General features: G+C 65.4%; 21 protein-coding genes, 1 tRNA gene and 1 pseudogene. 18 read left to right on the forward strand and 5 right to left on the reverse strand.

Translation table 11 applies throughout. From position 1 onward, the window contains the following. Window positions 1–257: 257 nt before the first annotated feature. The 13 genes and pseudogenes from GJV80_RS01295 to GJV80_RS01350 all read left to right on the forward strand — a co-directional run bounded on the left by GJV80_RS01295 (window position 258) and on the right by GJV80_RS01350 (window position 14,486). Window positions 258–1,976: an ABC transporter substrate-binding protein gene (locus GJV80_RS01295; RefSeq protein ID WP_230208006.1), complete on the forward strand. Its 1,719-nt coding sequence runs from the start codon at window positions 258–260 to the stop codon at window positions 1,974–1,976. Between the two features lie 80 nt (window positions 1,977–2,056). After that, window positions 2,057–3,097, forward strand: coding sequence for an ABC transporter permease (locus tag GJV80_RS01300; protein WP_154686375.1), 1,041 nt, complete (start codon window positions 2,057–2,059; stop codon window positions 3,095–3,097). Then, window positions 3,094–4,062 (forward strand): ABC transporter permease, encoded by a 969-nt coding sequence (locus tag GJV80_RS01305; protein ID WP_154686376.1) that lies wholly within the window; start codon window positions 3,094–3,096, stop codon window positions 4,060–4,062. Before GJV80_RS01300 ends, GJV80_RS01305 begins: the two co-directional genes overlap by 4 nt. Window positions 4,063–4,064: 2 nt before the next feature. Beyond that, window positions 4,065–4,922, forward strand: a pseudogene (locus GJV80_RS01310) (ABC transporter ATP-binding protein); the annotation flags it as partial. Window positions 4,923–5,124: 202 nt separating this feature from the next. After that, window positions 5,125–6,207: an ABC transporter ATP-binding protein gene (locus GJV80_RS01315; RefSeq protein WP_154686377.1), complete on the forward strand. Its 1,083-nt coding sequence runs from the start codon at window positions 5,125–5,127 to the stop codon at window positions 6,205–6,207. Between the two features lie 93 nt (window positions 6,208–6,300). Continuing rightward, complete coding sequence (locus tag GJV80_RS01320) at window positions 6,301–6,825, forward strand: methylated-DNA--[protein]-cysteine S-methyltransferase (RefSeq protein ID WP_154686378.1); 525 nt, start codon at window positions 6,301–6,303, stop codon at window positions 6,823–6,825. Window positions 6,826–6,917: 92 nt separating this feature from the next. Next, entirely contained in the window at window positions 6,918–10,094 is a 3,177-nt protein-coding gene (locus GJV80_RS01325; protein ID WP_154686379.1) for an SNF2-related protein, read from the forward strand. Between the two features lie 429 nt (window positions 10,095–10,523). After that, window positions 10,524–11,084: a hypothetical protein gene (locus GJV80_RS01330; RefSeq protein ID WP_154686380.1), complete on the forward strand. Its 561-nt coding sequence runs from the start codon at window positions 10,524–10,526 to the stop codon at window positions 11,082–11,084. Window positions 11,085–11,167: 83 nt separating this feature from the next. After that, a complete protein-coding gene (locus GJV80_RS01335) occupies window positions 11,168–12,496 on the forward strand; it encodes a glutamate-5-semialdehyde dehydrogenase (RefSeq protein ID WP_230208007.1) in 1,329 nt (442 codons plus the stop codon). Between the two features lie 17 nt (window positions 12,497–12,513). After that, window positions 12,514–12,654 carry a hypothetical protein gene (locus tag GJV80_RS23075; RefSeq protein ID WP_195909105.1) on the forward strand — a complete coding sequence of 47 codons (141 nt, stop codon included), beginning with the start codon at window positions 12,514–12,516 and terminating at the stop codon, window positions 12,652–12,654. A gap of 52 nt (window positions 12,655–12,706) precedes the next feature. Beyond that, a complete protein-coding gene (gene nadD / locus GJV80_RS01340; protein ID WP_230208008.1) occupies window positions 12,707–13,450 on the forward strand; it encodes a nicotinate-nucleotide adenylyltransferase in 744 nt (247 codons plus the stop codon). 35 nt (window positions 13,451–13,485) lie between these two features. Next, window positions 13,486–13,854: a ribosome silencing factor gene (gene rsfS, locus GJV80_RS01345; protein ID WP_154689933.1), complete on the forward strand. Its 369-nt coding sequence runs from the start codon at window positions 13,486–13,488 to the stop codon at window positions 13,852–13,854. After that, entirely contained in the window at window positions 13,851–14,486 is a 636-nt protein-coding gene (locus GJV80_RS01350; protein WP_154686381.1) for a histidine phosphatase family protein, read from the forward strand. The genes rsfS and GJV80_RS01350 overlap by 4 nt, the downstream gene beginning before the upstream one ends. Before the next feature lie 10 nt (window positions 14,487–14,496). Here GJV80_RS01350 and GJV80_RS01355 read toward each other — a convergent pair whose 3' ends face one another. Beyond that, window positions 14,497–15,156 (reverse strand): SGNH/GDSL hydrolase family protein, encoded by a 660-nt coding sequence (locus GJV80_RS01355; RefSeq protein ID WP_154686382.1) that lies wholly within the window; start codon window positions 15,154–15,156, stop codon window positions 14,497–14,499. A 200-nt stretch (window positions 15,157–15,356) separates the two neighbouring features. On the opposite strand from GJV80_RS01355, the gene GJV80_RS01360 reads away from it, so the two are divergent. After that, window positions 15,357–15,429 (forward strand) — tRNA-Ala (locus GJV80_RS01360). A 115-nt stretch (window positions 15,430–15,544) separates the two neighbouring features. Here GJV80_RS01360 and xerC read toward each other — a convergent pair. Genes xerC through GJV80_RS01375 form a run of 3 tightly spaced genes read right to left on the reverse strand, consistent with a single transcriptional unit; the run spans window position 15,545 to window position 17,508 of the window. Continuing rightward, window positions 15,545–16,720 carry a tyrosine recombinase XerC gene (gene xerC, locus GJV80_RS01365; protein ID WP_230208009.1) on the reverse strand — a complete coding sequence of 392 codons (1,176 nt, stop codon included), beginning with the start codon at window positions 16,718–16,720 and terminating at the stop codon, window positions 15,545–15,547. A 35-nt stretch (window positions 16,721–16,755) separates the two neighbouring features. Then, window positions 16,756–16,959: a helix-turn-helix domain-containing protein gene (locus tag GJV80_RS01370; RefSeq protein ID WP_230208010.1), complete on the reverse strand. Its 204-nt coding sequence runs from the start codon at window positions 16,957–16,959 to the stop codon at window positions 16,756–16,758. 21 nt (window positions 16,960–16,980) lie between these two features. Then, window positions 16,981–17,508 carry a replication initiator gene (locus GJV80_RS01375; RefSeq protein ID WP_154686383.1) on the reverse strand — a complete coding sequence of 176 codons (528 nt, stop codon included), beginning with the start codon at window positions 17,506–17,508 and terminating at the stop codon, window positions 16,981–16,983. A gap of 90 nt (window positions 17,509–17,598) precedes the next feature. On the opposite strand from GJV80_RS01375, the gene GJV80_RS01380 reads away from it, so the two are divergent. From GJV80_RS01380 to GJV80_RS24820, 4 genes are all read left to right on the forward strand, one after another. After that, window positions 17,599–17,877 carry a hypothetical protein gene (locus GJV80_RS01380; protein ID WP_154686384.1) on the forward strand — a complete coding sequence of 93 codons (279 nt, stop codon included), beginning with the start codon at window positions 17,599–17,601 and terminating at the stop codon, window positions 17,875–17,877. After that, window positions 17,858–18,301: a VOC family protein gene (locus GJV80_RS24815; protein WP_370518874.1), complete on the forward strand. Its 444-nt coding sequence runs from the start codon at window positions 17,858–17,860 to the stop codon at window positions 18,299–18,301. The genes GJV80_RS01380 and GJV80_RS24815 overlap by 20 nt, the downstream gene beginning before the upstream one ends. Window positions 18,302–18,376: 75 nt before the next feature. Further along, window positions 18,377–19,054, forward strand: a complete 678-nt coding sequence (locus GJV80_RS01385; protein ID WP_154686385.1) for a DUF433 domain-containing protein — start codon at window positions 18,377–18,379, stop codon at window positions 19,052–19,054. A gap of 116 nt (window positions 19,055–19,170) precedes the next feature. Next, complete coding sequence (locus GJV80_RS24820) at window positions 19,171–19,494, forward strand: hypothetical protein (protein ID WP_370518875.1); 324 nt, start codon at window positions 19,171–19,173, stop codon at window positions 19,492–19,494. Window positions 19,495–19,547: 53 nt separating this feature from the next. Here GJV80_RS24820 and GJV80_RS01390 read toward each other — a convergent pair whose 3' ends face one another. Next, window positions 19,548–19,955: a hypothetical protein gene (locus GJV80_RS01390; protein ID WP_154686386.1), complete on the reverse strand. Its 408-nt coding sequence runs from the start codon at window positions 19,953–19,955 to the stop codon at window positions 19,548–19,550. Between the last annotated feature and the right edge of the window lie 184 nt (window positions 19,956–20,139).

The following is a 20,139-nucleotide window of genomic DNA, read 5'->3' on the forward strand; positions in this document are numbered from 1 at the left end:
CGGCGGGTCTGATCATCATGGCAGCTTCGGCCCGCGAGGTTCAGCCGGGCGCGGCCCGAACGGCGGGGCCGCGCCGGAGGAGATATGCCGCCGACTCACCACCCGCCCGTGCTGGACCGGAAGGATTTGTGCCCATCGGTGTTTCAGCTGCGCAACACCATCGGCAGAACCATGACGCGCAGGAAAACGTTCGGCTAGAGTGCGGCCACTCGGGGGAGCGGAAAAGCGATGCCGGCACGATGAAGAGGTGAACAGCAGTGCGATTCCCGATCTTTCCCCGTCCCGAAAGGGGCAGCGGCGCCGTACAGCGCCGAATCCGCGGCGCTGTCGCGATAGCCGCGATGGTGGCCGTGTCGGCGGGTCTCGGGGCCTGCGCGAAGAGTCAACGCGGCAGCGAGAGCACCAGTGACTCAGGTGGCACGTTCGTGTTCGCGGCGTCGTCGGATCCGGTGATGCTGGATCCCGCCCACGCCAGTGACGGCGAGACGTTCCGTCCCGCGGAACAGATCTTCGAGGGGCTGGTCAGCCTGAAGCCGGGCACCACGGAGGTCCAGCCGTTGTTGGCCACCTCGTGGACCGCCGGGAAGGACGGCAAGACCTTCGACTTCACGTTGCGTAAGGGGGTCAAGTTCACCGACGGTACGGACTTCAACGCCGCCGCGGTCTGCTACAACTTCGACCGATGGTTCAACTGGACCGGGCTGAACCAGAACGAGAACATCTCGGCCTACTACAACGACATCTTCCACGGCTTCAAGACCGGGCCGTTGGCCAAGGATGCGGTCTACAAGTCGTGCACCACCAACGGCGACGACAAGCTGACCATCAAGCTCCAGCACCCGTTCGCCGCCTTCGTCCAGGCGATGACGCTGCCGTCCTTCTCGATGCAGAGTCCAACGGCGATGAAGAAGTACAACGCCGACGACATCGCCGGCACCGAGAACGATCCGCGGTTCTCCGAGTACGCGACAGCCCATCCGACCGGGACCGGCCCGTTCAAATTCTCCAGCTGGGATCGCGGTCAGTCGGTGACGTTGGTCCGCAACGACGACTATTGGGGCCAGAAGGCCCATCTGTCCAAGATCATTCTGCGCACCATCAGTGATCCGAAGGCGCGCACCCAGGAGCTCGAATCCGGTGGCGTCCAGGGCTATGACCTGGTCGGGCCCGCCGACATCAAACCGTTGAAGGACAAGGGCTATCAGGTCCTCACCCGACCGGCCTTCAACATCCTGTACATGGGCATGAACCAGTACAACAAGGACCTGCAGAACCTCAAGGTCAGGCAGGCGATCAGCTACGCGATCGACAAGCAGGCCGTGGTGAAGCAGTCGCTGCCCGAGGGCTCGATCCCCGCCAAGGAGTTCATGCCGCCGACGATCGCCGGCTACACCGACAACGTGAACACCTACGACTACGATCCGGCCAAGGCCAAGCAGTTGCTGAAGGAGGCCGGATTCTCGGCGAACAAGCCGCTGACGCTGAAGTTCGCCTACCCGACCGGCGTCTCCCGGCCGTACATGCCGAGCCCGGAGGACACCTACCTGTCGATCAAGTCCCAGCTCGAAGCGGTCGGCATCAAGATCGTTCCGGTCTCGGCCAAGTGGAGCCCGGACTACCTGGACATGACGGCCAGCGAGGACGGCCGGAGCAAGCACGACCTCCATCTCCTCGGCTGGACCGGCGACTACAACGATCCGGACAACTTCGTCGGTGTCTTCTTCGCCCAGTACAGCCCGGAGTGGGGTTTCAAGAACCCCAAGCTGTTCGCAGATCTGACCAAGGCACGCGGACTGCCGACCCGGGAGCAGCAGGTGCCTGCCTATGAAGCGATCAACAAGGAGATCTCCGAATTCATCCCGGGCGTGCCGATCGCGCACCCGGCGCCGTCGTTGGCCCTGGCGCCGGAGGTCAAGGGATACATCCCGGGTCCCTCCAAGGATGCCGTCTGGAACGTGGTGAGCATCAAGAAGTGACCTTGCCCGTCGGCTGAGAACCTGATCAGCACCAGCAGACCGAGCATGACTGTTGTGAGGTGGACGGAGGACCGAGGCGCTTGTTGAGATTCGTGGTGCGCAGAATCCTGCTGCTGATCCCGGTCCTCGTCGGGCTGGCGGTGCTGCTGTTCATCTGGGTGCGGGCGCTTCCCGGAGATCCGGCCAAGGCGCTGCTCGGTGAGAAGGGCACGGCGGCAGCCGTCGCCCGCCTCAACGCCCAGTACGGCTTCGACCAGCCGGTCCAGGTCCAGTTCATCAAGTACGTGGGACAGTTGGCTCGGGGCAACTTCGGCTCGTCGGCGGTGACCGGGGAACCGGTGCTGCCGACGTTCTTCGAACGGTTCCCGGCGACCATCGAGCTGGCGACCGCAGCGCTGATCTTCGCGGTCGTCGTCGGTATCCCCCTGGGTTACCTGGCGGCCCGACGGGCGGGCGGTGCACTTGACCTGTTCATGGTCAGCGGATCCCTGCTGGGCACCGTGATCCCGGTTTTCGTGCTGGCCTACCTGCTGAAGGTGGTTTTCGCGGTCGGTCTGCCCGGCCACATCGGCGGTTTCAAGTTGTCCAGCCTCGCCTTCCTTCCGGCGTCCGGCCGTCAGGACGTGGCCATCGACGCCACCCACATCACGAACTTCTACATTCTCGACGGGCTGATCACCAGGGAGTGGGATTCGGCCGCGAACGCGGCTGTTCACCTGATCCTGCCGGCGATCGCCCTCGGGTCGATCCCGTTGGCGATCGTGGTCCGGATGACCCGGGCCTCGGTGATCGACGTACTCGGTGAGGATTACGTCAGGACGGCCAACGCCAAGGGGCTGGCGAAGTCCTTGATCACCCGTCGGCACGTGTTGCGGAACGCGTTGCTCCCGGTGATCACAACCATCGGCCTGCAGACGGGTGCCTTGCTGTCCGGGGCGGTGCTGACCGAGTCGGTGTTCGCGTTCAACGGCATCGGGTCGTATCTGTTCAATGCGATCGGCTCGCTCGACTACTCAGTGCTGCAGGGCTTCATCCTGATCATCGCCCTGGTCTATTCGTTGGTCAACCTGATCGTCGATCTTCTGTACGGCATCATCGACCCGAGGATCCGAACATCATGAGCGCCATCACCGAAGGGGTGGAACCCGGCGACCTCGAGTCGGGCCCGATCAACAGGTCGCCCAAACTGGCCGCGCTGATGGCGGACCAGCCGGACCAGGAAGCCGGCGTCTCGCTGTGGCGGGGAGCATTCCGCCGGATGCGCCGCAACCCCAGTGCCGTCGTCGGAGCTGTGATCGTGCTGGCCTTCGTGGTCATCGCCGTCTTCGCTCCGTTGATCGCCCCCTATGATCCGGCCACCAGCGCCTGGATCAACCAGATCACACCGGAGGACGTTCCGGGGCCGTCGGCCGGGCATCCGCTCGGCCTCGACCCGTCCGGGTCCGATGAGCTGACCCAGTTGATCTTCGGCGCTCGGCAGTCACTGATCATCGGCGTGGTGGCGACCGGTATCGGCCTCATCGTCGGCATGACGCTCGGCACGCTCGCCGGCGCGTTCGGCGGTTGGGTGGACACGACGGTCATGCGGGTCGTCGACATCATGTTGTCCATCCCGGGACTGATGCTGGCCGTCAGTGTTGCGGCGGTACTCGGCCGCCGGCCGATCTCGATCATGATCGCCATCGCCGCAGTCCAGGTTCCGGTGTTCGCCCGGCTGCTCCGCGGATCCATGATGTCCCAACGACGGCAGGACTACGTGCTTGCGTCGTTCTCGCTCGGACTGCGGCGGCGTACCGTCGTGATGAGTCACGTGCTGCCGAATTCGGTCGGGCCGGTGATCGTGCAGGCAACACTGACCCTGGCCACCGCGATCATCGAAGTCGCTGCACTGTCCTACCTCGGCCTGGGTGATCCGGACCCGGCGGTCGCTGAATGGGGACGGATGCTAGTCAAGGCCCAGGACCGGCTGCAGAGCGATCCGCAGCTCACCCTGCTGCCCGGTGCCTGTATTGCGATCACCGCACTCGGCTTCACTCTGTTCGGCGAGGCCCTCCGGGAAGCTCTCGACCCGAAGTCGAGGAGATGATCATGACGGCGGTGACCACCAGTGTTGCGGGGCCGATCGGACCCGACCAGAGAGCACTGTTGGAGATCGAGGACCTGCACGTCACCTTCCAACGCAAGAACGGTCCGGTTACCAGGGCCGTCGACGGCGTCAGCTACGAAGTCCGCGCCGGGGAGATCGTCGGGGTCGTGGGGGAGTCAGGCAGTGGCAAGTCGGTGACCTCGCTGGCCGTGATGGGGCTGTTGCCCCGACGCGGTGTCCGGGTCTCCGGCTCTGTCCGCTACGACGGCCGCGACCTGCTCAGCCTTTCCGGCGGGCAGTTGGCCGGCCTGCGCGGCCGCGACCTCAGCATGGTCTTCCAGGATCCGATGAGTTCGCTGAATCCGGTGGTGCGGATCGGCGTGCAGATCACCGAGGTGTTGCTTGCCCACCAGAGCATGTCGCGGGCAGCGGCCCGGGAGGAGGCCGAGTCCCTTCTTCGACAATGCGGTATCCCCGACCCGCGCCGCCGGCTCGACGAGTATCCACACCAGCTGTCCGGTGGCATGCGGCAACGGGTGATGATCGCGATCGCACTGGCCTGCAAGCCGAAACTACTGATCTGTGACGAGCCGACCACGGCCCTGGACGTGACGATCCAGGCCCAGGTCCTGGAGCTGCTCAAGGAACTGGTCACCGAACTCGGGACCGCGATGATCATGATCACCCACGATCTCGGCGTTGTCGCCGGACTGTGTGATCGGGTCAACGTGATGTATGCCGGACGGATCGTCGAGTCAGGGGACCGGAAGGACCTCTTCGCCCATCCGCGGCACCGTTACACCCAAGGACTCCTCGGCTCGATTCCGCGGCTGGACGAGGATCGCACCGATCCGCTGCGACCGATCCCCGGCACGCCGCGCGACGTGGTCGGTTGGGACGATGCGTGTGCCTTCGCCCCCGGTGCCGGTACGCCCAGGACGATTGCATCGTCGGCGGTCTCGACCTGGTCGGCACCGAGCAGCCCGGCCACCTCCTCCGTTGTGTGCACCCCACCCCGTATCACCGTGATCGCCAACCGTCAGAGCCGAAGAGTGAGAACCGATGAGCACCCCAGCCGACGAGCCGATCCTGCAGGTCTCCGACCTCGAAGTGCACTTTCCGATCAAGAGCGGTTTGATCTTCGACCGGACGATAGGCCACGTCAGGGCCGTCGACGGCGTCGACCTGGCCGTCGGCCGGGGAACCACCTATGGGCTGGTCGGCGAATCCGGCTGTGGCAAGTCCACGCTCGGGCGGGCGATCCTTCGGTTGGAGGAGCCGACCAACGGGTCAGTGATCTTCGACGGCACGGACGTCCGCAGACACTCCGCGGAGCAGTTGCGCAGGCTGCGCCGGCGGATGCAGATGATCTTCCAGGATCCGCTGTCCAGCCTCGATCCGCGGCAGAGCGTGCAGAGCCTGTTGCTCGAACCGCTGCGTGCGCACGGTCTGTCCGACGCCGACCGTGACGAGTACGGCGCCGACTCGCCCAAGTCGCACCTGGCCAAGGCGGCGGGAATGCTGGAGGTCGTCGGTCTGCCGCGATCGTCACTGGCGAAGTATCCTCATGAGTTCTCCGGCGGCCAGCGGCAACGGATCGGCATCGCGCGGGCGATGATCCTGAACCCGGATCTGGTGATCGCCGACGAGCCGGTGAGTGCACTGGACGTCTCGGTCCAGGCGCAGGTGATCAACCTGTTGGAGCAGCTGCAGGATCTGTTGGGGCTGACCTACATCGTGATCGCCCACGATCTCGCGGTGGTGCGGCACATCAGTGACCGGATCGGGGTGATGTATCTGGGCCGGCTGGTCGAGGAGGCGGACAGCGACGACCTGTACGCCGCGCCGCTGCATCCGTACACGATCGCCCTGATGTCGGCCATCCCGATCCCTGATCCCGACATCGAAGACGCCCGTGAGCGGATCCTGCTCCGCGGTGACCTGCCCAGCCCGGCGAACCCGCCGTCGGGGTGCCGGTTCCACACCCGCTGTCCGTTCCGGCAGCCGACGCGGTGCCATGACGAGGTTCCCATGCTGCGCCACATCGAACCCGGTCGCACGGTCGCCTGCCACTGGGCAGAGGACATCAGGGACGGCAAGCTGCAGGTCACCGACACCGAACTCCTGGTCGAGGCGTCATCCTGATCCGGTCCGGCCGCGCGGGGTGGCTGTGCCACGTCCGAAACCCGCTACGGATTCCCTTGGGAATTGTCCGTCCCGGGGACCAGACTGGTGATCATGAGCGCTACAGCCAGCGAAGTGAGAACCGTACGAGGCAGCCTGCAGACACCGGTCGGCGTGCTCACCGTCCTGGCCGATGACGCAGGTATCCGCAGCGTCGGTTGGCGGTACCGGCCCGCTGACCGGGAGCCGGGCGGATCGCCCGCGGCCGATCACCTCGCCGCCTCGCTGGTCCAGTTGGAGGAGTACTTCGCCGGAACGCGGACGACCTTCGCTCTGCCGATCCGGCTCGCCGGTCTCGGTGACGCGGCCCGGGCCGTGTTGACCGCGCTGCGGGACACCGTCGGGTACGGCGAGACCGTCACCTACGGTGAACTCGCAGCCCGCAGCGGCACCACCGTGCCGGCACGGGCGATCGGCTCGATCATGGGCAGCAACCCGGTGCCGGTGGTGATCCCGTGCCATCGGGTGGTGGCTTCCGACGGACTCGGCGGCTATTCCGGGGGCGAACCCGGGCGGGGTCGTGAGACGAAACTCTGGCTGCTGGAACACGAGGGTGCGCTGCCACCGACCCTGCTGTGACGATCCCGCTGTGCATGGCGGCGTCGCATTGTCACCGCCAGTGCCTAGGCTGGGCCCACCTTGTCCGGATTTCGAGGTGCAGGCGGGGATGAATGATCGATCTGTCCGACGACGCGATCGGCAACCTGGTCGGCTGGAACGCGCTGTTCCGGGGTCTTGAGTATCAGGAGACCGGCCGGGTGCAGAGCGTCCGGTGGTCCCAGGGCCAGACGGTGCTGGACGGCGTCGTCATCGGGACGATGCCCAAGCCGTACCGGGTGAACGTCCTCTTCTCCGGCGGTGAGCCCTCGCGTCCGTCGGTCGGCGTCTGCTCCTGCGCGGTGCATCTGAACTGCAAGCACGTTGCGGCGACACTGGTCAGTGCGCGGCAACCGACCGTCGTCGGGGATTCGGGGCCGACATCGTGGGAACGGATCCTCGATCCGCTGGTGCACCACCGCGACCCGGCGGGAAAGCTGGCCGTTCAGCTGGAGTTCCGGCCGCGGGACCACGAATCGCTGCGCGCCCGGCCGCTGGCGGTCGGCCGCAGCGGTCGTTGGGTGCGTGGCGACACCGGCTGGCACCTGTTCAGTCCCGCTCTTCCGACCCATGACTTCGACCAGACCCAGCACCAGGTGCTGTCCGCGATCCGCGCGCTGGGCCGCGACCAATGGGCCAATCAGCACGGCTGGAAGCGCCTGGACGACGTGTCCAGCACTGCGCTGTGGGCGCTGCTCCGCGATGCCAGGCGGGCCGGTGTCACGTTGCTCGGCAGCGATACCAGCGCACCGGTCCTGCTTGAGGACGAACCCGCCCGACTGCATCTCGAGGCACACCGGGACGACGCGGAGTTGATCTTCGAACCGACGCTGTCGATCGGCGAACAGGAGATCGAGATCCGGCAGGTCTCGGTGATCGGGGTTCCTCAACAACTGGTCGTCCGCCGGGACGCCGACCAGGCGCTGCGGATCGCCATGCTCGACCAGCCGCTGACCCCGGCGATGTCCCGGCTGGTCACCCTCGGTCAACGGATCGTGGTGCCGATCGCCGACGAGGACCGCTTCCTCTCCGACTACTTCCCCCAGCTACGAACCACCATCAACGTCCGCTCCACCGACCACAGCTTCAACCCACCCGCCCCGAGAGTTCCCCACCTCGCTCTGGAGCTGCGGCCTCGGACGGACCATCAGATGGAGCTGCGGTGGGACTGGTGGTACCGCAACTCCGAGGACGACCCCGGCAAGCGGCACCCGCTGCTGGTCGGACCGGGCTCCGCGGACCGCGACCTTGCCGCCGAACAACAGATCCTCAACCGGCTCGATCTGAAACGCTTCGACATCCTGCTGGACCGGACAGTCTCCCGATCCCTGCTGCCGCGCAATCTGCTGCGCACCGAGAACATGATCATCTTCTTGACCACGGTGTTGCCCGAGCTCGAGGGTGAAGCGGGGCTGGTGATCATCTACGACGGTGAACTTCCGGAGTACAGCGAGGCCGAGAGGCCGCCCCTGATCAAGGTCCGCAACGACGACATCCGCGGTGAACGCGATTGGTTCGAACTGTCGGTGACGGTCGAGGTGGACGGTGAGAAGGTGCAGTTCACCGAGCTGTTCAAGGCGCTCGCCAAGGGCGCGGGGATGATGGTCCTGCCCAGCGGAAAGTACTTCCGGTTGGATAAACCGGAGTTCAAACAACTCAAGGAGCTGATCGAGGAGGCGCGGGCCATCGGCGAGCCGACCGCGGACGGGGTACGGATCAGCCGCTACCAGGTGGACTGGTGGGACGAACTGGAACGGCTCGGCGTCGACTTCGAGCAGAGCCGGCAATGGCGACAGGTGATCGACGGTCTCGGCGCCAACGCGGAACTGGAGCGGCTGCCGACGCCCGAAGGCTTCGTCGCCGAACTGCGCGACTACCAGCGCGACGGACTGGACTGGCTTGCGTTCCTTCATGATCACGGCCTGGGTGGGGTGCTGGCCGATGACATGGGACTCGGCAAGACGTTGCAGACGCTGGCGCTGATCTGCCACGCCAAGCAGCGGGCGGCAGGACCGGTCCGTTATCTGGTCGTCGCTCCGACCAGCGTGATCAGCAACTGGGCCGCGGAGGCGGAGAAGTTCGCTCCCGGACTCGACGTCGCGGTGATCACAGGGACCGAGAGGAAGTCGAAGAAGGAGCTGATCACCCAGGTGGCCCGGGCCGATCTGGTGTTGACGTCGTACACGCTGCTCCGGATCGACTTCGACAGCTACCGCCGGGTGCCCTGGTCCGGCCTGATCCTGGACGAGGCACAGTTCGTCAAGAACCACCGTTCCCAGGCCTACACCTGCGTACGCCGCCTGGAAGCCCCCTTCAAGCTGGCGATCACCGGCACGCCGATGGAGAACAACCTGATGGAGTTGTGGTCGATGTTCTCGATCACCGCACCGGGGCTGTTCAGCGGACCGACCGATTTCCGTGACGACTACGCCAAACCGATCGAGAAGGGTGAGTCGCAACTGCTCGTGGAGCGGCTTCGTCGACGGGTCCGGCCGTTCATGTTGCGACGGACCAAGGACCAGGTCGCCGCCGAACTGCCGGAGCGTCAGGAGCAGGTGATCGCACTGGATCTGCTGCCGAAACACCGGCGGGTCTACCAGACCCACCTGCATCGGGAACGGCAGAAGATTCTCGGGTTGCTGGAGGATCTCGAAGCCAACCGCTTCGAGGTGTTCCGGTCGCTGACGCTGCTCCGCCAGCTCAGCCTGGACGCGTCGTTGCACGATGATCAGTACGCCGACGTGCCGAGTACCAAGCTCGAGGCACTGGGTGATCTGGTCGATGAGATCCTCGCCGAACACCACCGGGTGCTGATCTTCAGCCAGTTCACCACGTTCCTCGGCAAGGTGGGTGAGCTGCTGGCTGCGCGCGACGTCCCCTACGCCTATCTGGACGGGCGTACCAAGAACCGCGGCAGGGTGATCGAGGAGTTCAAGTCCGGCGAAGCCCCGGTCTTCCTGATCAGCCTCAAGGCCGGCGGGTTCGGGCTCAACCTGACCGAGGCCGACTACTGCATCCTCCTCGATCCGTGGTGGAACCCGGCCTCCGAGCAGCAGGCGATCGACCGGATCCACCGCATCGGCCAGACCAAGAACGTCATGGTCTATCGGCTGGTGGCCAAGGACACCATCGAGGAGAAGGTGATGGCGCTCAAGGCCGACAAGGCCAAGCTGTTCGCCAGCGTGATGAACGGCGCTGCGGCCGCGAACAGCAAGCTCACCGCGACCGAGATCCGCGGGTTGATCGCCTGACCCGGGCGCGCGGGACACAGGTGCCGGTCGGGGCGTCGGATCCTGCCGACGTGATCTGCGTGACACTGTCCGGTTTCCGGTTGTCGGCACCATGTTCCGGATCTAATATTTCGACGTCGAAATCCGGTGGCGGGCTCTCCGCACCGGCCGGCTGACCCGGCGGAAGCCGGCCTACGGCACTTCTGCGCCAAACCGCCGAACGTGCTCCCACATCTTTGCCGCCTTGGCACAGCCGTGCCACGGCACAACTGAATCGCGCCAACCCTCAGACCGGCCACCGACGGTGGCAGAAAGCAAGACCCCGTGATCATCGAGGCGATCGGCTGGACCGCCGGTGTCTACGGGGCATGCATCGCCATGCCCCAACTCGTGCGCGTTGTGCGCACTCGGACAACCGCCGGAATCCCCTTACTGGCTTGGCAATCGAGCATGGCGAGCAACCTGTCCTGGACGGCGTACGGGGTGATCACCGGACATGCCAACCTGTGGCTGCCGAGCCTGTTGCTGACGACATCCGCCGCCTGGATGTTGATCATGATCAACCGCGATCTCCGCAAGGACGGATCCAGCACCGGTCTGCCGCGGACGTACGCGCTGCCGATCATCGTCGGGGCAGTGACGGTCATGGTCGCCGTGACGGTCGGACCGCTGGCCTTCTCGGCTGCAGTGTTCGTGCCGGCGGCCATCTCCCAGCTGATGCAACTGCGCAGCCTGCTGACCGAGCCGGACATCTCGGCAGTCTCCAGCGTCTTCCTGGCGATGGGCGTGCTCTGTCAGCTGCTCTGGTTCAGCTGGGGAACGCTGGCACACGACCTGTCCAATGAGTTGGTGGCAGGCAGCCTGATCCTGCTGTCCGGCGCCAACCTCGCCTGCTATCTGCTGCGACGGCTGGGCCTGCTCCGACCGGCACGCATCGACAGCCTCGCCGGGACCGAATATGCCGTCGTCCCGGTCCGGGTGGACGATCAGCGTCGTCACCCAACAGCCTGATTCGTTCCGCCGGTCACCCAGATTCGCGGATCGGTGACCAAAGCCATTCCCAACCGGGGACCGGCCACCGTCATAATCGGGACGTGACTCACGATCGTGGACCGGGGATGACCGAGCTGGCTCCCGAACCGGTTGCCGCCGTCCCGGATCCGGCGCCGGAGCAGCCGACCGTCGCCGATCTCGCCGGCAAGGCCCGCCGGGCGGCGCGGGCGCTGGCCCGTGCTTCCCGCGGCGTCAAGGATGAAGCCCTGCATCGGATGGCGGACGCGGTCGACGCGGCCGCCGGACCGATCCTGACCGCGAATGCTGCGGATATCACGGCCGCAGAGGCGGCCGGCACTGCGGCCGCGCTGATCGACCGGCTTCGGCTCACCGCCGCCCGGATCGCTCAGTTGAGCGACGGTCTGCGGTCGCTGGCCGGGTTGCCCGACCCGGTCGGTGACGTGGTGCGTGGTTGGACCAACCCCAACGGCGTGCAGGTCCGTCAGGTACGCGTCCCGTTCGGCGTCGTCGGCATCATCTACGAGGCCCGGCCGAACGTGACCGCGGATGCCGCGGGCATCTGCCTCAAGTCGGGCAACGCCTCGCTGCTCCGCGGATCGTCCTCGGCCGCCCGCTCCAACGTGGCCATCGTCGAGGCTCTGCGGCAGGGTGTCAGCCAGACCGGGCTGCCGGCCGACTCGATTCAGCTCGTGCCCGGGCCGCGGTCGGTCACCGACGAGCTGATGGCGGCGCGCGGACTGGTCGACGTCCTGATCCCGCGCGGGGGAGCCGGTCTGATCAATCACGTCGTCGGCAACAGCCGCGTACCGGTGATCGAGACCGGCGTCGGCAACTGCCACCTCTATGTCGACGCCGACGCCGACTCCTGCATGGCCATCACCCTCCTGCTGAACGCCAAGACCCAGCGGCCGAGCGTGTGCAACGCCGTGGAGACCCTGCTGGTGCATCGTGAGATAGCCGAGGACTTCCTGCCGGAGGCGTTGCGGCGACTGGTCGACGAGGGAGTGACCGTGCACGGCGACGAGCGGGTCGCGGCCTACGCCCGCGACGTCCCGGTCGTGCTGGCCACTGACGAGGACTTCGCCACCGAATACAATTCGCTCGACATCGCCGTTGCCGAGGTGGATTCGCTGGACGCCGCCCTGGCTCACATTCGTCGGTACGGCACCGGGCACAGCGAGACCATCGTCACCGATTCGCAGTCGACCGCCCAGCGGTTCGTTGCCGAGGTCGATGCGGCCGCCGTCCTGGTGAACGCCTCCAGCCGGTTCGTCGACGGGGGCGAGTTCGGGTTCGGCGCCGAGATCGGAATCTCCACCCAGAAGCTGCACGCCCGCGGGCCGATGGCGCTGCCGGAGATGACCAGCACCAAATACGTGGTTACCGGTTCCGGCCAGGTCCGGGCGTGAGGATAAACTCACCTGCCATGACGTACGCCCTGCAGCTCGCCGCGCTGGAGACGGAACTGCCCGTTCCCCCGCTCGTTTTCGGGCTGATCGCCTTCGTGTCCTTGCTGTTGATGATGGTCATCGTTCTGTCCATCGGCAAGGGCCGGCCGCACTGCTGATCCGTGGGGTTCCACGGGCCTGCTGACGGGCAACCTGACAAGTGACTGACGAGTGACTGAACGCACTGCTGGGCTGGCGCGCAACCGGCGCCTGAACCAGGGGCATCGCTACCGCCTCGGCGTGATGGGCGGCACCTTCGATCCGATCCACCACGGCCACCTGGTCGCCGCCAGCGAGGTGGCCAGCCGGTTCGCCCTCGACGAGGTGGTCTTCGTCCCGACCGGGCGGCCGTGGCAGAAGGAGTCGCGGGAGGTGTCCGAGCCGGAGGACCGGTATCTGATGACGGTCATCGCAACCGCGTCCAACCCCCGCTTCACGGTGAGCCGGATCGACATCGACCGGCCCGGCCCCACGTACACGATCGACACGCTGCACGACCTGCGGACCGAACGCGGCGAGGACGTCGACTTCTACTTCATCACCGGCGCCGACGCGTTGGCACAGATCCTCACCTGGCGTGGTGTCGAGGAACTGTTCGACCTGGCTCATTTCGTCGGTGTCACCAGGCCCGGACACGACCTGGCCGAGCCACCGATCGGGCAGGTGCCGGACGGGCGGTTGACGCTGATGGAGGTGCCGGCGCTGTCGATCTCCTCGACGGCCTGCCGGGAACGGGTGTTGGCCGGCGATCCGATCTGGTACCTGGTGCCCGACGGTATCGTCCAGTACATCGCCAAGCGCGGGCTGTACGAGGACGATCATCAGCAGTTCGAAAGCCGGGGCAGCGGCGGTACGCTTCCGGCGAACCGATTCCCGGACCTCGAGAGAATCATCCACGACAGTCCGTACGGCTGATGCCGTCGGCCGGTCACGCAACCGAAGGGGACATCCTGACTGCGACCGAACGGGCACTGCAGCTCACCTACGTGGCAGCAGCGGCCGCCGCCGACAAACTCGGCACCGAGATCGTCGCCTACGACGTGTCGGAGCAACTGGCGATCACCGACGTCTTCCTGGTCGTCAGCGCCAGCAACGAACGGCAGGTCGCGTCCGTGGTCGACGGGATCGAGGAGAAGCTGCGTGAGCTCGACGTCCGGCCGGTCCGCCGGGAAGGCGAGCGGGAGGGGCGCTGGGTGTTGCTGGACTACCTCGATCTCGTCGTGCATGTGCAACACGTCGAGGAGCGAACCTTCTATGCGCTGGAACGGTTGTGGCACGACTGTCCCAGGATCGAGCTCGACATCAACGAGGCCCGATGACCGCGCGCAGGGTGGTCGTCTGGCGGCATGGCCGGACCTCCTGGAACGCGACGGGTCGCTACCAGGGCCAGGCCGACATCCCGCTCGATGGTCTTGGTCGCCGGCAGGCGGCAGCGGCCGCCGGGGTGATCAAGGAACTCAAGCCGTCGGCCATCTTCTCCAGTGATCTGTCCCGGGCGACACAGACAGCCCGCGCGCTCGCCGACGTGACCGGACTGGAGATCAGCCTCGATCCGCGGCTGCGCGAGATCAATGTCGGAAGCTGGGAGGGGTTGACCGTCGAGGAGGCGGCCGAGGCAGATCCCGAGCTGGTCGCCGCGGTCGCCGCCGGCGAGGACGTACGCCGATCGCCTTCCGGGGAGACCACCAGTGAGGTGGCCGACCGGGCGTCGGCAGCGATCACCGACATCATTGGAACCGCCGAGGACGAATCCACCGTCGTGATCACCATGCACGGAACCGCCGGTCGGGTCGGCATCGGCAGGTTCCTCGGCGTCGACTGGGACCGGTTGGGCAGCCTGCGCAACTGCGCCTGGGTCATCCTTGATCGGCACACGCTGGGGCATTGGTACATCGGCGCCTACAACCTGCACGCAGACTTCGTCGTCCCCGATGACGAGCGGGTCGCCTGAGGAAAAGGGATCAACCGAAGATCTCGCGGACCCTGCCTGCCAGAGCACGACCAAGATCACGATTGTTCTCCGGGGAGAAGTGCACGCCGTCGCTGCCCCCGGTGGTGATCACCGAACCGGCGTCGAAGAAGTGTGAACCGGTGAAGGCAGCCAACGCCTGGTAGACGCGCGGCAGCTCCAGCGTCTTCTCCCGCCCACCGGCGAAGATCTCGGTGAACCATGGAACGGGATGGTCGCTCAACGGAGGCGGTGAGACGAGCAGCAACTCCGGAGCCGGGTAGTGCGTGCCCACGCCGCCCGCCGAGGTGTGCACCTGACCGGCGAGCACCGACATCGCCACGCCGATGTCCCGGGCACTGCGGCGCAGATACTCCTTCGTGTCGTTGGTGCCAAGCATGATGATCACCAGGTCGAGCGGGAAGTGGCTGGCCAGCGCCGCCGGCAGATACCTGGCGGCATCCAGTCGCGGATCGGTCGGGTCGCCGCCCGCCGCGCGGGCACTCAAACCCTCTTCGACGATCTCGAATTCCGGGCCCAGGTCTGCGGCCAACACGCCGGTCCATCGCTCGGTCCGGCCGTATCGTCGACTTGGGGCACCACCGTCGACCGGGATCCAGCCCCAGGTCAGCGAATCTCCGAAGCACATGATCCGGGTGACATCTGCCGGCATGGCCGCTCCTCCTCGAACGCCGATGATGAATGCTGCCGCTGCCCCGTACGCTAGCGGCTCGCCCGCGGAACGTCGGATCAGGGCGGTGCCGGACGACAGCGCGTCGATCCGGGATGGCGATTTCGTATCACTGGCCCGGGCACGCTAAGATCGCATCCGCTGTTCACGCAGGGTCGACGCCCCGTAGAGCGGCACCACGAGGGGCTATGGCGCAGTTGGTAGCGCGTTTCCATGGCATGGAAAAGGTCAGGGGTTCGAATCCCCTTAGCTCCACAGACGAAATACTGCCGCCTCACCAGGCGGAATGCCGGAAGCCGAGAGGCAACCGATACCGGGCCCAAGAGTCCGGAAATCGCCGCTGAGGGCCAAACTGAGGGCCACGAGCTGCTCACGATCGATTCCTGGCATCGCCAAAGATCAGGTCCATGGTGGTCGCCCCCGTCTGGATAACCGGCCGGATCTGCTTCCGGTAGATCCGCTCCGTCACCTGGCTCCCACCCTTGTGCCCCACCAGCCGAGCTATCTCCTCAATCGGGATCCCGTGCTCCGACAACAACGACACAAACGAGTGCCGCATCTCTCGAGGTGTCCACTCATCGGGATCGAGCACCGGAACAACTGGCTCGTTCGCTGCTTCCTGGACTCTCCCGCGCTCATCGTTCACCAGGCGCAGTGCCCGCCGGAAGTCACGACGCACGTTCGCGGCGTCCAGCGGCGTGCCGATCGAGGTCGTGAATACCAGTCCCAGGTCGGCCCACTCGGCAGCATCACGCATAACAGTGGCCTGATGCCCCCGATGCTGCCTAAGCGCGCTCACCGCCAGCGCCGGCAACGCCAGAGTCCGCCGGGATTTCCGTGTCTTGGTGTCGCCGCCATGCCGAACCGAGCGCCACACCTCGATATAGCCGGAATCCGACGAATCGGGATCACCAAGGTGCACGTTGGTCCACAGCAGCGCCCGCAATTCCTCGGTCCGTGCACCCGTCAGCAACGAAACCACGATGTAGCAGTACAGAGCATCCCCGGCACTGAGGGTTAGCACATCACGCGCTTGGTCGAGCGTCAGGGCTTTCGACGGCCTGCCCGCCTGCCCCTTTGGCGTCTGACACAGTTCGACCACGTTCCGGTCGACGTACCCTCTCGCGATAGCACGGCGAATAGATCGGCTCAGAGCCGACTTGGTGTGCTGGAGCGTCGAGGTCGCAAGATCCTCGGCCAACAGCCGCAACCAATGATCAACTTCCTCGGCCTGAAGATCACGGAGCCGACGACCGCCCAGATGAGGAATGACGTACAGGTCGCATAGATCGCGGTTCTTCCGCTGGGTGTTCTGATCAAGACCTGTTTGACCGTGGTTGTACCAGTCGGTCACGGCTTGCTTAACGGTGAACCACTCCGAGTGCACGACGAGCCCCCTCTCGTAGTCTTTCACCCGGCGCCTTAATTCATTCAGTGCGGCGCTGCGGCTCGTGCCCGATGCCTTACGACGCACCCGCTTGCCCCGAGCGTCGTATCCCACCGTCTTTTCGGCGATCCACCGTCTCCGGCGCCCGTCCCAGTACACGGCGCCATCCCCAGGGGCCCGTCGATCCGCCATGATCACGCCGCGCTTTCAAGCATCGCGACGTACTCGGCCAGCGCTTCAACAGGAACCAGCCGCCGACGCCCGATCTTCACCGTGCGCAGCTGACGCGACCTGATCAACTCGTAAATTTCCGACTTACACAGCCGCAACGCCTCCGCCGCCTCAGAGACGTTGTACAGCACCGGAGGGATCGAACCCATTGACTTGCGATCACTCATCATTTCCTCCCTGAGGTTGAACTAATTGATCTTGTTGGCCTTCCACACGGCGTACTCGCGGGCTCGGGCGGCGGCCGCGGTGGCGAGTGCTTCGTCGCCGGGGTTGGTCCAGCCGGTGCCTTGGTAGTGCCAGGAGCCGATGACCAGGGTGGTTTCCTCGGCGTCGTCGGCCAGGAGCCGCGCTTCAAGATCACGAACATCAATGGGCATCGCCGACGCTCCGGCTTTGCTGATCATCTGTCGGTAGCGGTGCCGGGCACTACGGAGCCGGGTCAGGGTGATCGAGTACTTTCGGGACTTGCTGGAGAAGTGACCGCGGAAGCCGAGCATGTGGACCCACTTGCCCAGGAGCCGATATTCCGTGGTCGGGTCGTGCCGGATCGCGCGGCGGGCGAGATCGCGGGCGGTCTGCTCCAGCCGTCCCAGGTGGGCTGGCGGGCGTACGGTCGGGCGGATGCTGTTGGCGTCCTTGGTGGCGTATTTGGCCAGGTATCCGGCGACCTGCTCTGGCGTTAGTGGCCGTTCGGGGTCGTCGGGGCGTCCTGGCAAACCTGGAAGAACGACGAGCCACGAATCGACACCCACGGCCTGGAGATCACCCAGCAGGGCGACGTCCTCTACCTGGACGCGCAGCGCGCATTGCCCGTCGAGAAGGGCAGCTACGAATGGCGCGGCGAACTCCGCCTGTGGGACAACGAAGCACTTATGGGCTGGTACCGCTCGACCGACGCCGCAGTTCGATCCAAAGGCACGATGTACCTCTCGCTCCATCCTCACGGCACCTTTGCCTGGGGCCGATGGGTCGGCATGAGCTACGACGGCGAAGTCGTCACCGGCTGGGGCGTACTCGCCCGGTCCGAGGCGGAAGCCGACGCAGTCGCCCACAATCTCGTTGATCTTGGAAAGCCGCTCCCATGACCGGACACCGCAGCCGACTCTGCCAATTCGTCATCGACGTCGACGACCTGGACGAAGGCGTCGCATTCTGGTCCGCAGCGCTCGACGCCACACCCGAGCAGCTACCGGCAGCCAGCGGTGTGGTCTACCGACAACTTCGCCTACCCGACGCCGAGATCCGAATTCTCCTTCAGCTCACGCACGATCCGAAGATCAAAAAGAGCGCATGCACCTCGACATCGAGACCGATGACGTCGAGGCCGAGGTATCTCGCCTAGAGCGATTGGGGGCCAAACGCTGGGACCACCAACAGGAACGCGGGTTCGACTTCTGGGCACTCCGCGACCCCTGGGGCAATGAACTCTGCGTTCTTCAGACTGTCTTTCCTCACCTACTCGCTGAACGTCCGCCGTGGCCTGCCAATCCCTTAGCGCGGCACCAGTGAGCACCGTCCGATACATCAGGCGCACCATCCCCAGCAGTCGTCTCAGAAGTCGTCGCAGGATGCAACACTGAGCACGTGACAGAAGTTGCCGTGCTCGACCGAGAGATGTACACCGAGGCTTCAGCCGCTCGGCTTCTTCGTCTTGCCCAGCCCACGCTTCATTACTGGCTGGAAGGCGGCACGAGGCGGGGCAAGACCTATCAGCCAATCATCCGCGCCGAAGCGACCGGCTCCAATCGAGTCACGTGGGCGGAGTTCATCGAAGCTGGCTTGGTGCGGCAATACCGAAGAGTTCATCACGTGCCGATGGCCGAACTACGAGCGGTAATCGAGTATCTGCGGGACAAGATGGGCGTTCCTTACCCGCTCGCCCACGCAACTCCGTATGTCAGCGGTAGACAACTTCTTATGTCCGCCCAAGAGCATGCTGGCCTCGACGCCGACTTTGCACTGGTGGCCCCGGTGAGTGGCCAATATGTGCTGCTGCCGCCGGCCGAGACCTTCTTCCAGCGGGTGACCTGGGGTGCCGACCTCGCCCTCCAGTGGCGGCCGGACGAGCGCGCCGATTCGCCCGTAACGATCGATCCCGACGTTCGCTTTGGGACCCCAGCCGTTGGAGGGATCTCAACCGAAATCTTGTACGAGCAAAGCCAATCCGGTGAGGATGAATCCGATCTGGCAGAGCTGTTCAACTTGACAGTCCCACAAGTTCGGTGGGCGCTGTCGTATGAATTGGCGAACCGCGCAGCGTGACCCAGCCCAAGCCCGTAGCGCCTCGCATCTACTTCGATGCCGACGTGCTCGGCTTGGCAAAGCTTCTAGCCCAGGAGCGCGCCGATTTCACGTACCCGGGCGACCCGGGCGGGCGAGTGAAGAAGCGATTCCGACCGCCCTGTCCAATCACTGCCCCAAGCGCCCTCGATTCCGTCTGGATACCCATCGCTGCATCACACGGATGGCTGATCGTCACCCGCGACCGAGCGATTCAGGACCATCGCGCAGAGATCAACGCGGTGAGAGACCATCGGGCAAAGATGGTCAACCTCGCCGGTTTGGAAGCCACCAACACCTGGGCACAGCTAGAGATCTTCATGACTCGCTGGAGGGATATCGACCATCTAGCAGAGCAATCGGGACCCTTCATCTACGTCGCCACTCGGACCGGGAAGTTTCGAGCCGTAGACCTAACTTGAGACGGCGACCTAGCCGAGGGCGGCTTCGATTTCTGGGTCCTCTGGCCCAGTCATCACCCGGCGGGACACAACAGGTCGAGCAGCACACAATCTGGACCCTTGGGTGCCTGGCCGGACGTCGCGATTGCCAGCACAATGCCGCCGATGACTAGAACAGCGAACACGACGGCCGCAAACCATATCGGACCGGTGCCGACGTTTCGTCTCGGCGTCAAAGACCGCTTTACATCCTGGCCGAACAGGTCTGGCAGCTTGCTGCTCGACTTGAACGCCTTGTCGTGCCAGCCCCCGATCCGCTGCTCTACCACCTCAAGGAGCCGCCTTGCGGCCTCGGAGTCGGGGTCCAGCTTGGCCAGCAGATCCGCCTCCAAGTTGGCCTGCGCGCGGTCGTTGCGGCCACCGAGAACGCCAATCAGGGCGGTCACGATCAGCCCCACGGTGCCGATCAGCGTCACGACCACGGCTCAACCTGGCACCCTAACGTCGGACAGGTCAGGCTCGTAACCGCCGAGCTCGGCGGTCGACTATTCGCGTTGGTCACGATGGCACGCTAGCCAGCAAACTCACCTGGCGGCCGGTGGTTAGGTGAATCGCCGCCCTGTTCGGGACCTTGGTCCCGGATCGGCCAAGCTCCAATGAGGGCCG

The organism is Microlunatus sp. Gsoil 973 (assembly GCF_009707365.1).
GTDB lineage: Bacteria > Actinomycetota > Actinomycetes > Propionibacteriales > Propionibacteriaceae > Microlunatus.